This is a genomic window from Propionimicrobium sp. PCR01-08-3 (assembly GCF_030286045.1).
In the GTDB taxonomy this organism is placed as follows: Bacteria; Actinomycetota; Actinomycetes; order Propionibacteriales; family Propionibacteriaceae; genus Brooklawnia.
The window spans coordinates 2,094,095-2,108,104 of the sequence record NZ_CP127390.1; the positions used below are offsets into that span (position 1 = coordinate 2,094,095).

12 protein-coding genes are annotated in these 14,010 nt (G+C 61.2%); 5 read left to right on the plus strand and 7 right to left on the minus strand.

Features of this window, described 5'->3' with window-relative positions:
• Positions 1 to 111 precede the first annotated feature (111 nt).
• Positions 112 to 549 carry a MarR family winged helix-turn-helix transcriptional regulator gene (locus QQ658_RS09640; protein WP_286024642.1) on the plus strand — a complete coding sequence of 146 codons (438 nt, stop codon included), beginning with the start codon at positions 112 to 114 and terminating at the stop codon, positions 547 to 549.
• 3 nt (positions 550 to 552) lie between these two features.
• Here QQ658_RS09640 and QQ658_RS09645 read toward each other — a convergent pair whose 3' ends face one another.
• On the minus strand, positions 553 to 1,293 hold the full coding sequence (locus QQ658_RS09645; protein ID WP_286024643.1) for a zinc ribbon domain-containing protein: 741 nt from the start codon (positions 1,291 to 1,293) through the stop codon (positions 553 to 555).
• Positions 1,294 to 1,437: 144 nt separating this feature from the next.
• On the opposite strand from QQ658_RS09645, the gene QQ658_RS09650 reads away from it, so the two are divergent.
• Positions 1,438 to 2,289 (plus strand): helix-turn-helix transcriptional regulator, encoded by an 852-nt coding sequence (locus tag QQ658_RS09650; protein ID WP_286024644.1) that lies wholly within the window; start codon positions 1,438 to 1,440, stop codon positions 2,287 to 2,289.
• 63 nt (positions 2,290 to 2,352) lie between these two features.
• Here QQ658_RS09650 and QQ658_RS09655 read toward each other — a convergent pair whose 3' ends face one another.
• Genes QQ658_RS09655 through QQ658_RS09670 form a run of 4 tightly spaced genes read right to left on the minus strand, consistent with a single transcriptional unit; the run spans position 2,353 to position 7,726 of the window.
• Entirely contained in the window at positions 2,353 to 3,657 is a 1,305-nt protein-coding gene (locus QQ658_RS09655; protein WP_286024645.1) for a TRAP transporter large permease, read from the minus strand.
• The gene (locus QQ658_RS09660; protein WP_286024646.1) at positions 3,654 to 4,166 is read right to left on the minus strand and encodes a TRAP transporter small permease; all 513 of its coding nucleotides are present in this window, start codon (positions 4,164 to 4,166) and stop codon (positions 3,654 to 3,656) included. The genes QQ658_RS09655 and QQ658_RS09660 overlap by 4 nt, the downstream gene beginning before the upstream one ends.
• Before the next feature lie 14 nt (positions 4,167 to 4,180).
• Entirely contained in the window at positions 4,181 to 5,218 is a 1,038-nt protein-coding gene (locus QQ658_RS09665; protein WP_286024647.1) for a TRAP transporter substrate-binding protein, read from the minus strand.
• Between the two features lie 6 nt (positions 5,219 to 5,224).
• Complete coding sequence (locus QQ658_RS09670; protein WP_286024648.1) at positions 5,225 to 7,726, minus strand: glycoside hydrolase family 31 protein; 2,502 nt, start codon at positions 7,724 to 7,726, stop codon at positions 5,225 to 5,227.
• 285 nt (positions 7,727 to 8,011) lie between these two features.
• Here QQ658_RS09670 and QQ658_RS09675 point away from each other — a divergent pair, with 285 nt between their 5' ends.
• Positions 8,012 to 9,469 (plus strand): aminopeptidase P family protein, encoded by a 1,458-nt coding sequence (locus QQ658_RS09675; protein WP_286024649.1) that lies wholly within the window; start codon positions 8,012 to 8,014, stop codon positions 9,467 to 9,469.
• A 155-nt stretch (positions 9,470 to 9,624) separates the two neighbouring features.
• Here QQ658_RS09675 and QQ658_RS09680 read toward each other — a convergent pair whose 3' ends face one another.
• Complete coding sequence (locus QQ658_RS09680) at positions 9,625 to 10,605, minus strand: YflT domain-containing protein (protein WP_286024650.1); 981 nt, start codon at positions 10,603 to 10,605, stop codon at positions 9,625 to 9,627.
• A 283-nt stretch (positions 10,606 to 10,888) separates the two neighbouring features.
• Positions 10,889 to 11,827 carry an HpcH/HpaI aldolase/citrate lyase family protein gene (locus tag QQ658_RS09685; RefSeq protein WP_286024651.1) on the minus strand — a complete coding sequence of 313 codons (939 nt, stop codon included), beginning with the start codon at positions 11,825 to 11,827 and terminating at the stop codon, positions 10,889 to 10,891.
• Between the two features lie 175 nt (positions 11,828 to 12,002).
• Here QQ658_RS09685 and QQ658_RS09690 point away from each other — a divergent pair, with 175 nt between their 5' ends.
• Positions 12,003 to 13,292: a magnesium transporter MgtE N-terminal domain-containing protein gene (locus tag QQ658_RS09690; RefSeq protein WP_286024652.1), complete on the plus strand. Its 1,290-nt coding sequence runs from the start codon at positions 12,003 to 12,005 to the stop codon at positions 13,290 to 13,292.
• A complete protein-coding gene (locus QQ658_RS09695; protein ID WP_286024653.1) occupies positions 13,285 to 13,848 on the plus strand; it encodes a DUF1003 domain-containing protein in 564 nt (187 codons plus the stop codon). The genes QQ658_RS09690 and QQ658_RS09695 overlap by 8 nt, the downstream gene beginning before the upstream one ends.
• Positions 13,849 to 14,010 lie beyond the last annotated feature (162 nt).

The following is a 14,010-nucleotide window of genomic DNA, read 5'->3' on the forward strand; positions in this document are numbered from 1 at the left end:
ATATGGCCTTCGGCACAAGGATGAGGCACCCAGCGTGTTTGGGCCAAAGCACACCACAGGCGCAAGTCAGTAGATTTGGGCTCAATCAGAATGAGCAGAGAGACCGGTACAGTGAGCGAACGCAAGCCGAGCGACCAGAGATCGTCCGATGACCTGGGCGAGCTCTTCGCTCGCGTCGCCCGCAAGCAGCGGCGCGCCACACTGGCCGCGCTGGAACCGTACGGCGTCAGCCCCCATCAGTCGCGTGCTCTGCGGCAGATCATCGCGCTCGGACCGATTCGTCCGAGCAAGCTGGCCGAATGCCTGCACATCAGCATGCGCTCGGCCACCGAAGTGGTGGACGCGTTGGTCGGCTGCGGGATGCTCGTCCGGGAGCCCGACTCGAGCGACCGGCGCGCAATCTTGGTCAGCGCCACTCCCCTGGGCGTGGAGCGTTCCGAACAGATCAGTAAGGTGCGCGCCGAGCAGGGTGAAGCATTCTTGACTCGCCTGACCAAGGCCGACCGCGCCGAGCTTCGGCGCATCCTTCAGATTTTGGACGAGCAGTAACGCTCACAGCCCCGAGTTATCGGTGCGCACCAGGATGCGTCCGCATTCTTCGCAACGCAGCACTTCATCGGGCGAGGCATGTGCATGCCGCTTGAGTTCGCTGACGTCCAGCTCCAGCCCGCAGCCACCACAGCGACGGGCACGCAACTCAGCGGCTCCGGTGCCGCCGACCCTCTGGGCGATCTTGTCGTAGAGTGCGATGAGTTCGGCGGGCAAGCGACCGGCGAGGGTGCTGCGCTGTTCGGCGATATTGGTGATCTGAATATCGAGTTCGGCGGCGGACTTGTCGCGGCTGGCCAGCAGATCGCGCATCGTCGTCTCAATCTCTTTGCGGGCTGCCGTGAGGCGGTCGATTGCTTCGGTCTCGTCCTCGATCCGCTGCATGATCTCAAGCTGAGTGTCCTCGAGGTTCGCGATGCGTCCCTTCAGGTGCTCGACCTCATCGAGCATGGGCTGCAGCGCCTTCTGTGTGATCAGACCGGAGTCGATCTTCTCTTGGTTGCGCTTGAGCCGGGCCTGAGCGGGAGCCAAATCGATCTCCAGCCGCTCCTGTTCGGCTTCTGCATCGGTCAAGCGGGTCTGGCCGGCCACGATCTGCTCGCTCAGCTTGCCTCGCTTCGCCTGTAGCTCGGCCAGCTGCACGTTCTCGGGCAGCGACTTGCGGCGGTGGCGCAGCCTGGCCACCTGGGTATCGAGGTCGGCGACCTGCAGCAGCGCCTGCTGGGCAGTGGGATCAGCTTGCATTGATGAACAACCTTTCGTTGCGAGAAGTTTAGTCGCTGCATTCGCAACTGCACATTCGTAGCGGACTGCGGCACGCTGCTCCGGACGGCTCCTCGCCGTCGCTGCCGACGTCCTAACCTAGGTGATGCCGAAGGGAGGATAGCCATGTTCGACCAGGCGGAATACCTGATGTCGGGCGGCAACGAGGTCGCGCTAGCCCGTGCTCACGGCGTCAACGACAATATGAGTCAATCGCATTATCACACCTACTTCGAGATGTATTACCTCGAATCAGGGACGCGCAATCACGTTGCCGGCGACCATCTATACCGCATCGAATCCGGGGAGATGATGATATTTCCGCCGTTCGTTATGCACCACTCGTATGGCGAGACAGATGTCCGGTTCAAGAGGATGGTTGTCTACTTCGCGCCCGAAGCCGTCCTGGTTCCTGAAGTGGCACAGCGGCTGAACAGTCAGGTCAGCTCGTATCGGGTGAGCGGTCAGGTACGGCGCACCATTGACCGGACGCTGGACGAACTCGCTCATATCCAAGACGTCCTTGGGGAGTTCCAGCGAGAGCAGATGCGGCTACTGATCACCGATCTGTTGATCAACGTGGTCCGGCAGACGCCGACGAATTCACGAATCGAACGCACCGAACGCATGACGCAGGTTATTCGCTACCTGCATGACCATCACGACGAGCAGCTGACGTTGGATAGGATCGCATCCGAATTCCACATTAGTCAGTACTATCTATGCCGGGAATTCAAGAAACTCACTCACTCCACGATCATGCAATATGTCAATAATGTGCGGATCGGGCGCGCCCAACGACTGCTCAACGAGACGGGGATGAGCGTCACTCAGATCAGCAAACAGGTTGGTTTCGCCAACGTCACGCACTTCAACAGGGTATTCAGGCAGGTCACGGCGATGTCGCCGACGATGAGCAGGCGCAATCAGCTAGAAGCTCGCATGCAAACAGAGCTCGTGGGTTTCATCGAAGCCTGACAAGCTAGGTAGGCCCAGCGCCGAAGCGATGGGCCTACCTGGTCAGGACGGACTGTCGAATTGCTAGGAAAGCAGCCCCATGAGTCCTGGTAACCACATTGAGATAGTAGGAAGATAGGTGACCAGCAGCAGCATCGCGATGATGCCGAAGATATACGGCAGCAATCTCGGTATCACCTTCTCGAGACTGACATTGCCTACTCCGGCACCTACGAAGAGCACCGACCCCACCGGAGGCGTCATCGTGCCCAGGCACATGTTGAAGACCAAAACGACGCCGAAGTGAATCGGATCCATGCCGAGGGAGGTTGCGATCGGCAGGAAGATCGGAGTGAAGATCAAGATCGCCGGAGTGATATCGATAAACATCCCGACGACGAGCAAGATCACGTTCATCATTAGGAAGATCACCAACGGGTTCTCCGACAGTGAGAGCATGCCCTCGCTGATCGCAGTCGGAATCCCGGTGTAAGACATCACCCACGACATCGCGGTAGACGCAGAGATGAGGAACAGAATAATTCCTGTAGTCGCGGTCGACTTCAGGAGAATATCCATGAAGTTCTTGGCATTCAGCGATCGGTAGATCAGCGAGAGGATCAGGCAGTAGAACACTGCGATGCCGGCGCCCTCAGTGGCGGTGAAGATACCGGCCACTATGCCACCGATCACAATGATGATCAGCAGCAGGCTGGGGATCGCGTCCAGCGTGATCTTCGCCCGCTCCTTGATCGGAACCTTTGGCGAGGTCGGATAGTTGTGCCGCTTGGCATAGACGAATGCGATCACCATGGAGACCACGCCCATCAGGATGCCTGGGAATAATCCGGCCATGAACAATGCGGAGATCGAGACGCCGCCGGCAATGGTCGAATAGACGATGAACGCCGCCGTGGGCGGAATCAGTAGACCCGTGGGTGCCGAGGAGATATTCGCGGCGGCCGAAAATGCCGGATCATAGCCTTCTTCCTTTTCCAACGGGCTCAGCGTGCCGCCGATAGCGGCCGCCGCAGCCACTGCTGACCCGGACAAAGCGCCGAACAGCATGTTGCCGAGGATATTCGTCTGAACGAGTGATCCTGGAATGCGTCCGACCACCAGTTGGGCGAACCTGATCAGACGCCGTGCAATTCCGCCATTGTTCATGATGTTGCCAGCGAGAACGAACAAGGGAATGGCGATCAGATTAAAGCTGTCGATGCCATTGTTCATCTTCTGCATCACGATGAAGGTAGCTTGATCCCACGGCAAGAAGAACAGCGTGGTGGCAATCGATGAAACACCGATCGAAACCGAAATCGGCAGGCCGAGGAATAAGAGGACGAAGAACGTCGCAAAAAGCACCGCTATGGCAAGTCCGATGGTCATCGTACTTCCTCCTTCTCATCATTGAGGAGTTCGACGCCGGCGGCATCCTCCCAAATGTTGATCAGCTGAATGAGCACGATGAAGGCTCCGGAAAGCGGGGCAACGGCGTAGACCAGTCCTCGAGAAATGCCGAGCAGCGCCGATAGCTCTAGCCGTGCGCTGAGCGCCAGTCTCGCGCCACCTATAGTGATCACCAAGAGCGCGAACAGCAGGATCAGGAGGTCGGTGAAGACCATTACAACCTTCCGTGAGACGCCCGGGAACCTATCTCGAACGAACAGCAGCGCCATGTGCTGACGACTACCGAAGGCGTACGCGGCGGCGATGAACCCTGTCCAAATGAGGAAGTAACGTACGAGTTCTTCGGTAAACGCCGACGGGGAGCCGAGGACGTAGCGAGTGAACACCTGGTAGACCACCAGGGCCGCCATCCCGATCAGCAGGACGGCTGCGATACGCGACAGAGCCCAGTTTGTGGCCCGTTTGACTTGCCGCAGAGTATTCTTCATGCTTCGCGTTCCCCTCATCGGTACTGATCCACGATGTCGAGCACGTCGTCGACGTGGTCGTACTCGGCTGCAAATTCGTCAGCGAGACCTGCGGTTGCGTCCTGGAAGGGCGTCTTGTCGATATCGCGTACAAACTCGACCCCCATTTCGGTGCTGGCCTCTTCAACTGCGCTTGCGATCTCCTCGTCCCAGGCGATCTTGTGAGCTTCGGTGGACGCCACAGCGGCGTCGATAAGCAGCTCCTGGTCCTCCGGTGTCAGCTCGTCCCAAACGGTCGAGGAGATCACCAGCATGTCCGGGATCATGGTGTGCTCGGTCAGCGAAAAGACCTTGGCAACCTGACCATGCTGACTCTGGGTAAGTGCCGTCTCATTCGACTCGGCGCCGTCGATGATTCCCGTTTGCAGTGCGGTGTAGACGTCCCCGAATCCCATCACAACCGGTGTACCGCCCAGTACCTCCATCATTTCGGTCTGAGAGCGCATGTCCTGAACACGAATCTTCAAGCCCTGGAGATCTTCGGGCTTCTCAATGGGGGTGTCGGCCGTGTAGAACGAACGCGCGCCCGAGGTGTAGTAGGTCAGACCTACGAAACCATCATCATAGGAGGACATAAAGAACTCTCGCATCTCATCGGAGTCCATGGTCTCGTAAAAATGCTCGGTGTCTTCGAAGATGAAGGGGAGACCGAACGCGTGGTAGCCGTTGTTATAGGTGGCCAGACCCGGTGACCCAACTCGGGTCATATCCACCACACCGGCCTGGAGTTGCTCGAGCACCTCGGTCTCCGACCCGAGCTGGCCATTCGGGAATATTTCAACAATCAAACGCCCACCGCTGGCTTCCTCCACGCGGTCTGCAAAATCTTGCAGAGCAATGGATGTCACGTGGGTTTCCGATAAGTTATGCGCCAGTTGCAGGACCATCGGATTGTCCGAGGTCGCATCCTCGCTATTGGACACACCTGTTTGGGCACAGGCAGCCAAGGTGACCGAGAACATTCCTGCCAGCAACGCAGCAAGGATCCTTTTCATGTGTGCTTTCTTTCTCACCGACAATCACATTCCGATCATGTCGAATTGTTCAAACGAGACGACGACCTCATAATCGGCGTCAGGATTCGGGTACTTTATTTGCACCGACTTGAGAGTTTGGGAGTAATACCAGCCGCTCTCGGCCTCATCGAAGGCTCGCCGGTTCAAGAAATGCGGAAGCTCTACTCCGTCGACCTTCACCCAGAACGGCGCTTTCTCCCGGTGAATGACATCCAGCAGAACCGATTCGATCGGGCTGCGATAGCCACCTTCATTGCTGAACGCGAGCACGGTCTGCTCACCGGCCCGCATATCGATCCGCATCCGATGCCAGATTCCGGATTCGTAATCCCGGCTGACGCCATCGTCCTCATACAGGGTGAACTGTCCGTCGCGGTCGGGCGCACACAGCAGATGCAACTTGGTGACCTGCTGCGTGGCCAGGTTGGTGAGTTGCTCATCCGCCAATGGAACGATGCCACCGGCGCGCACGAAGACCGGGATGGTGCCCAGCTCGACCGGCACCTCGATCGCCCGGCCACCGAGATAGCGCTCGCGCGTGGCCAGATCGTAGAACGTCTCATCGGCCGGCAGATACACCCGGCGGGTCGTCGCCCCTTTTGTCACCACGTTGGCGACCAGCAGCGAGTCTCCGAGCATGAAGTCGACGCCCTCGTCGTAGCAGGCAGGGTCATCCTGGAAGGCGCTGCACATCGGCTCCATGATCGGCAGCCCCGTCTCGTGGGCTCTGGCCATCAGTGAATACAAATACGGGAACATGCGGTATCTGAACTGGATGGCGTCACGAATGTAACCGGTGTATTCGTGATACATCCACGGCTCGGTCACCGTATTGTCGGTATTGACCGAATGAATGGAGAAGCGCGGCTGGAATATACCGTTCTGAACCCAGCGGACGAATAGCTCGGGCTCGGGCGTGGGGCCATAGAATCCGCCGATGTCGGCGCCCTGGTTGGCCACTCCCGATAGGCTCATGCCCAAAATGGTGGCGATATTGTATTCGAGGGAATCCCAGCCGGTGCGGTTGTCTCCGGCCCAGGTCTGCGCATAACGCTGAATACCCGCATGCCCGGAACGGCACACGATGAACGGCCGCACATTGCCGAAGGCTTCTTCTATGGCGTCCTCGGTTATCTGGCAGAAGAGGTTCGGCATCACCGATTTGAGGTGGCCGATGGTGCCACCTGCTCCATCGAACGAGACGCGGGCGTCCTTGTCGATGACGCTCTCGTATTCGCAGTTGTCGTTCCAGACCGACGAGGTGCCTTTGTCGAGCACGTATTCGGTGAGCAACTCCTTCCACACTTCGCGGGCGTGCTCGTTCGTGAAATCGACAAAGTGGGCCTTGCCACCCCACCAGGTGCCCAACGCGTCCTTATCGCCGGCGGCATCCTTGACGAAGATCCCTTCGCGTTGCATCTGCTCCATCATCGGGTGGACGAGCAGAATCCCCGGCTTCACATTCGGCGACACCGTGATGCCTCGCTCGGTCATCTCGGCGAAGAAACGCTCGGGATCAGGAAACCGTTCGTCGTTCCAGGTGAAGAAGCAGCGCTTGAGACCCTCGGTGGTCTCGGTCTCGCAATACCCGCTCGACAATTGGAAACCATCTACAGGGATGTCGTAGCTCTTGGTGGTGTCGATGAATCCGACGATCGCCTGGTCTGCGTCTTTGGGCAGTTCGGGGTAGTACATGGACGACCCGAGGTAGCCCAGCGCGGTTTTCGGCAGCATCACCGACTTGCCGGTCAGGTCGGTATAGCGCTGCACCACCTCGCGGATGGTCGGACCGGCAATGAGGAAGAGGTCGATGTCGCCGGCGTCAGCCCGGTAGCGGCTGTGCCGGGGCCAGTAGTTGCTCTTCTCACGCCCCATGTCGAAGTCGCACTCGGAGGTGTTGTGGTAGAAGTAGCCGACCGCCTTGCGAGTGCCGCGATTGAGCTTGACGTAGTACGGGATGTGCTTGTAGAGCGAGTCGGTTTCGCGCGGGTCGTAGCCCATCGCGTCCTTCGGGCTCATCGACATGGCCTTTTGCGCCTTGTTGAAGATGCCGCTCTTCTCGCCGAATCCGTAGAAACAGTCGTCGTCGGCGATCTGGCTGGTGTGAATCCGGCGGCGGTTGCTGTCTTCTTGGTAGCCGAGATCGACGATGTCCGCGTGCAGCAGGGTGCCGTCGCCGTCATAGACGCAGATCCGAAATGGGTCCTTTTCGATCACCACCTTGAGATGGTCGCCCTGCAGAATCGCCTCATCGTCGCCGTCGGTGAATCTTGCCTGAGCAGGCTCGATGCGGGTGCGCCTATCCCCCATGAATTCATCGAGACGATCAGGCCAAGCAGTGGTCACCAAGCTGTAGGACGCCTCATCGAAACCGCCGTCGAATCCGGCCCTGATGCGCACGATGTCATCGGTGACGAACCGGACCCTGACCTCGACGCCGTCGGTGTGAATCGCGGTCTGATCGTTCAGCCGCTCGACACGCTCCACTTTGCTGCAAATCCGCATTCGCGCTGCCTTCCTTCGTTGGACACCACGACGATAGGAATTTCTCTGGGCGCGAACTAGACGAAAATTGCAGTTTCAATGGAGGACTTTACGTATCTTGCTCTATCCGGTGCGGGAAGCTTTCCTGTACGGGCTGTGCATATCGTTCGGCTCGGTCGATCCGATCCGCACATGCTCCGCTCCGGACGATCGCCCAGCGCCGCACATACCGTCCCCCGCCCCGATAGATGCGTCCGAGTAGGATCGGACGTGGAACCGCCGCCCAATGCATGTTCGGAGGATTTGATGGCTAACGGTGAGCAAAAGACGATTACCAATCGGAATTCGCCCTTCTCGGACGCGTTCAAAAAGTTCATCTGCGACGATTGGGCTCCCTACAGCACCGAGCTTCCGGCGCCGGTGGCAGGCGCGACTGCAGCGGCCGCACACCGCAAGCAGTTGTCCGAGCGTTACCCGGGCGAGCGGCTGATCATTCCGGCCGGTGGCCTCAAGCCCCGCAACAACGACTGCGACTACCGTTTCCGTCCGCATTCGGCGTTCACCTGGCTGACCGGGTTGGGCACCGATCGTGAGCCGGATGCCGTGCTGGTGATGGAGCCCGCCGCGGGCGGACACCGGCCGATTCTTTATTTCCATCCGCGCGTGCCACGCACCGACGAGGAGTTCTACGCCGACTCCCGCTATGGCGAGATGTGGGTGGGCCAGCGCGAGTCGCTGGAGGAGATGGCCGCGCTCGGCCAGATAGAGACCGCGAGCATCGACGATCTCGAACCGGCGCTGCAAAATATGGCATCCCAGACCCCCACCCGGATGCTGCGCGAGACCGATCCGAAGCTTGCGAACAAGTTGGACGCGTGGCGCGGGCGCGCAGAAAAAGCGGACGCCGAGCTGGTCGTCACGCTCAGCGAGCTACGTCTGATCAAGGATGATTTCGAGGTCGATCAGCTGCGTCAGGCATGCCGCGCGACGGCCGTCGGCTTCGAAGCGGTCGTCCGTGAGCTGCCGAATGCGGTCGCGAAGCCTCGTGGCGAGCGCTGGGCCGAGGGCGTGTTCGGTCTGCATGCCCGGCATCTGGGAAACGCGGTCGGCTATGACACGATCGCCGCGTCCGGTGACCACGCCAACACCTTGCATTGGATCGTCAACGATGGCGATCTGCATGACGGCGACCTCATGCTGATGGACGCCGGAGTCGAGCTCGACAGCCTGTTCACCGCAGATGTCACCCGCACGATGCCGGTCAACGGCCATTTCACCGATGCCCAGCGCAAGGTTTACGACGCCGTGCGCGCCGCCCAGCAGGCAGGGTTCGAGGCAGCCAAGCCGGGCGCCCTGTTCTCCGATGTGCATCAGGCCGCGGTGACGGTGATCGCCAGCAAGCTCGCCGAGTGGGGAGTCCTGCCGGTGAGCGCCGACCAGGCCCTCGACCCGCAGGTCGGGGGACAATACCGCCGCTGGATGGTGCACGGCACCAGCCACCATCTCGGGCTCGACGTGCACGACTGCGCGCAAGCGCTGCGCCAGGACTACCGCGGCGAACTGAAACCAGGCATGGTGATCACCGTGGAGCCGGGCATCTACTTCAAGTCGACCGACCTGATGGTGCCCGAAGAGCTGCGCGGCATCGGGGTGCGCATCGAGGACGACATCCTGATCACCGAGGACGGCTGCGAGATCCTCAGCGATCAGCTGCCCCGCGAGTCGGACGATGTCGAAGCCTGGATGGCCGGTCTGCTGAAGTAGACCCCACACGCGGCTTCACCTAAGGTCCTAAGCACGACACAATAAGTGGTGCATTCAGCACAACCGTGCTGAATGCACCACTTATTAGTTCGGAAGCAAAATCCGTGTCTGAGCCGACGGCCTCCGCTGCCAGTGTGCTCGCGCATCATCCGGGCTCAGCCTGCGGAGTTGTCTCCCCTGCGCTGCTGATCCGCGTTTCGGTCAGCGTCGTCGTCCTCGCCACCGGAGTCATCGCTGCCCTGCTCATCTTCGCTGAAGCGCTTCGGCACGTTGCCGATGCCCGGGGCATCGCCCTCATTCCAGTACTGCCCGTACGACAGATTGGACGCGCTGGTTTTGTTCTCGCGGCTGTCCCTTCCGGGCGCATGCGAGCCGTCTTCGGGCCGGGATTCTGGCGACGGTTCAACGAAACCGGGTCCGGATTGTTCTGGCGTCGGATCGCCCGAGGCGCCGGGGCCATATGTCGGCGTCCCTTGTTCGGACTGCCGTGCCGGTGCCGGATACTGCTGAGCTCCCGGGAATCCACTGGCCTCGGGCTGATTCCCCGAGGGCTGCCCGCCTGCGCCTGTCACGCCGTCGATCTCTCCGGTCGCAGTCTCGCCGGACGAAGGCGCCGGCCAAGTGGGCGGAGGCAGCTTGTCCAGTTCGGATTGTTTCGGGAGCATCGCCGGTTCCTGGTTTTCGGCAGCAGGCTCCGAGCGCGGATACGACTTGCCGCCTCCGAGCATCGAACGGGCCTTGTCGGAATACTCCGCCTCTGCGAGCACCTCGTAATGCGTCGCGATGATCGCGGTCGTCGAGGTGTAGTCGCGCTGCCCACCGCGCATCCGATATTGCAAAGCGGCCATCGCCATGCCCACCAGGCCGAAGCCCACCAGCCCCATCAGCAGCATCGTCAGCAGGTCGCTGCCCGGCTGAATGACCCACATGATGATCGCGAACATGCCGGCCCACATCGATCCCTGGAGGAATCCGGCACCGAGCACCTTGCCCCAGGTCATGTTGCCGGTGACCTTCTCGATGCTGCGCAGATCGGTGCCGACGATGGCCAGCGTGGCCACCGGAAACTGCCGATCGGCCAGGTAGTCGACCGCATGGGCTGCATCGGTGTAGTCGTTGTAGATGGCGACAGACATGGGCCGCCTGAGCTTGAGAACGTCCTGCGCCGACCTCGGGGCGGGCTGATTCATAGACATTGCGATCGACCTCCGTTACTCACCCTATCGGTCATTTCCTACGTCCGGAATCTATGACCCGGCTGTGTATTCGCCGGTTATCCCTCAGCCCTTGGCTGAACCGCCCGGTTCATGCTCATCGCGTAGGTCTGATGAGGGGCCCGGACCGCCGCCACCTGATCAGATCGGCCGATTCAGCATCTCGCGCCTTCATCTTTGCGCCGCCCCGAGTGCAAAGCGGAACTCAGTCTCGACTCGTCCCCAGCTTCGCCAGCATCGCTTTGGCGACCTTGAAACCGGCTTCGTCGACCATCTCATCGTCCACCACGATCGCACCGGTCGCACCTTCGGCCTTCTCGCCGGCCGCCGCATAGGCAGCCACGATCCGCTTGGCGCGCTCGATCTGCTGCGCATCGGGAGTGAAGATCTCATTGCCGGCCTCGGCCTGACTAGGGTGGACGACCCACTTACCGTCGTACCCAAGCGCGGCCGCCTTCGCTGCCGACGCCTTGAAGCCGGCCAGATCCCTGATCGACACATACGGCCCATCGAGCGCCTGCAATCCGTTCGCCCTGGCCGCAATCAAGATCCGCATCAGCGCGTAATGAAACGCGTCCGCCTGGTAGCCGTCGAGTTGGCTGCCCACCGACAGCCCCTTCATGCCCATCGCGGCCATATAGTCACCGGGTCCGAAAACCAGCGTCTCGATGCGCTCGCTCGCCTGAGCGATCTCGTCGACATGCTGCAGGCCGAGCGCCTCCTCGATCTGCAGCTCGAAACCGATCTTGCCGACCTCCAGGCCCGCGGACGCCTCCACCTGGCCGAGCACCAGATCGAGAGCCACCACCTGTTCGGCCGAGGTCACCTTCGGCAGCACCAGCGCATCGATCTTGGCTCCCGCGGCGCCCACCACGCCCACCACATCACCGGTCGTCCACGGGGTATCCCACGCATTCACTCGCACCGTCACCGTCGGCGCCTTCCAGGTGCCGCCGTTCAGCGCCCGGACGATCTGATCGCGTGCCTCGACTTTCGCCGCCGGCGCGACCGCGTCCTCAAGATCGAGAAAGATACAGTCCACATCGAGCCCGCGCGATTTTGCGATGAAGCGCTCCGAGCTGCCGGGCACGGCGAGCACCGTGCGGCGGGCGCGGAAGGGTCGTGGGGTATGCCTCGTCGTCATGATGCAAAGTCTAGAACGTGGCACTGACGAAAAACCGGCGCGCGACGCTCCGGCAGACACAAGGCCGGTGCTCAAAGATGGTTCATGCCCCCGATCGAGACCCGCCAGTAGTCCGGGCGAGGCGAACCAGCGCTGCTTCGAACCGGCGCCGGTGCCGTGCGGTTACACTTTGCCCGTGAGCAATCCTTCCTCGGTTTTCATCAGCCGCCTGCAGGGGTTGCCGGTATTGGACGCCTCCGGCGATCAGGTGGGCAAGATCCGTGATGTCGTCGTCCAGGCCAGGGCTACCGGACGCCCCCGAGTGCGAGGTCTGGTCGTCGAGCTTTTCGCCCGGCGACGCATCTTCGTCCCGATGACCAGGGTTCACGCCATCGATCCCACGCAGGTGCTGATCATCGGCGTCATCGACACCCGGCGCTTCAACCGGCGCGCGTCGGAGACCTTGGCGATCGACGAACTCTTCGACCGCACGGTGATCCTCGACGGCAAGAAACAGTCGATCTTCGACATCGCCATGGCCGAGGTGCGCAACCGTGAGTGGGAGCTGAGTGAAGTTGCCCTGCGCGAGATCAACCCGACCCGGCGTTTCGGCCTGCCGTCGTCCAACAAGGGCTCGATGGTCGTCGAACCGTGGTCGCTGATCGGCTCGCAGGTGCTGTATGCCGAGCAGAGCACCGACGCCAAACTCGCCCAGCTCGCCGATATGAAACCGGCCGACGTCGCCCGCGAACTCTACGACATGGATCCGGACCGCAGGGCCGAAGTGGCGAGCGCTTTGGACGATGAGCAATTGGCCGACGCCTTCCAAGAGCTGCCCGAGGATGAACAGGTCGAGTTGCTGCAGTCGTTGGCGATCGAACGAGCAGCCGACGTACTCGACGAGATGGATCCCGACGATGCCGCCGACCTCATCCATGACCTGCCGACCGATTTCGCCGAAGACCTGCTGGGCCGGATGGAGCCCGAGGACGCCGAAGATGTGCGCAATCTGCTGAAATACGAGGAGCTGACCGCGGGCGGCATGATGACCCCCGAGCCGGTGGTGGTGGGCGCCGACGACACGGTCGCCAAAGCTCTCGCCAAGGTCCGGCAAGAGGAGCTGACGCCTGCCCTGGCGTCCATGGTCTTCGTCACCAGGCAGCCGCACGACACTCCGTCCGGACGCTACCTCGGCGCCGTGCACGTGCAACGACTGCTCCGAGAACCTCCCAGCCTGCAGCTGGGCCAGATGGTCGATTCCGATTTGGAGCCGCTTGCCACCGACGCCGATCTGCCCCAGGTCAGCCGCTACTTCGCCACCTACAATCTGGTGGTGGCGCCGGTGGTCAACCGCGACCATCAGCTGGTGGGCGCGGTGACCGTCGACGACCTGCTCGATCACATGTTGCCGCACGACTGGCGCGGCGACCAGATGGAAGGCAACGAGGCCGGCGAAATGGAAGTGAAGGAGGGCGAAAATGGCTGACAATTCCCGCCGCGACGAGGACCGCCTGAGTACGCCCGGACGCCGTTCGTCCTTCAGCTGGCCGAAATGGCTGCGTTTCGACGACGACTGGTTCGGGCGCTTCGCCGAACTTATCGCCCGCGGTATGGGCAGTGCCGGGTTCTTGATGGGCATGACGGTTTTCGTCACCGTGTGGATCGCGCTCAATGTGATCGGGTTGTTCGGCCTGAAATGGGATCCCTACCCGTTCATCCTGCTCAATCTTGCGTTCTCCACCCAGGCGTCCTATTCGGCTCCGCTGATTCTGCTCGCCCAGAACCGTCAAGAAGACCGCGACCGGCTGAGCCTGGACGAGGACCGCCGCGTCGCCGCCCAGAGCCGGGCCGACATGGATTACCTTGCCCGCGAGATCGCCGCGCTGCGCGGCAACATGGGCGAGTTGACGACCCGAGACTTCGTCCGCGGCGAATTGCGCGATCAATTGCGGGAGCTCTTGGAGGAGTTGGAAGGCCGGGACGACGAGCCCGAGGCCGAGGCCGGCAATGGGCAAGCCAATCTGGGGACGGCGAAGAACTAGCTCGTCGGGTGGTTTCCTTTCCTCAGTGCATCGCCCGTCAACGACTTCGCCAACCGCCCAGGTTGCATGACGATGCGGTCCGGGGTGCTCGATCCGGGAAGCGACGGGCAGCGATAATCTTTCGAAGCGTGCCCCAACTTGAAAGTATTCCCTCGGTCGCGT

Excerpts from the sequence above, each read along its gene's own strand:
- QQ658_RS09645 (WP_286024643.1), bottom strand. The coding sequence starts at position 1,293 with ATGCAAGCTGATCCCACTGCCCAGCAGGCGCTGCTGCAGGTCGCCGAC.
- QQ658_RS09650 (WP_286024644.1), top strand. The coding sequence starts at position 1,438 with ATGTTCGACCAGGCGGAATACCTGATGTCGGGCGGCAACGAGGTCGCG.
- QQ658_RS09655 (WP_286024645.1), bottom strand. The coding sequence starts at position 3,657 with ATGACCATCGGACTTGCCATAGCGGTGCTTTTTGCGACGTTCTTCGTC.
- QQ658_RS09660 (WP_286024646.1), bottom strand. The coding sequence starts at position 4,166 with ATGAAGAATACTCTGCGGCAAGTCAAACGGGCCACAAACTGGGCTCTG.
- QQ658_RS09670 (WP_286024648.1), bottom strand. The coding sequence starts at position 7,726 with ATGCGGATTTGCAGCAAAGTGGAGCGTGTCGAGCGGCTGAACGATCAG.
- QQ658_RS09675 (WP_286024649.1), top strand. The coding sequence starts at position 8,012 with ATGGCTAACGGTGAGCAAAAGACGATTACCAATCGGAATTCGCCCTTC.
- QQ658_RS09680 (WP_286024650.1), bottom strand. The coding sequence starts at position 10,605 with ATGTCTGTCGCCATCTACAACGACTACACCGATGCAGCCCATGCGGTC.
- QQ658_RS09685 (WP_286024651.1), bottom strand. The coding sequence starts at position 11,827 with ATGACGACGAGGCATACCCCACGACCCTTCCGCGCCCGCCGCACGGTG.
- QQ658_RS09695 (WP_286024653.1), top strand. The coding sequence starts at position 13,285 with ATGGCTGACAATTCCCGCCGCGACGAGGACCGCCTGAGTACGCCCGGA.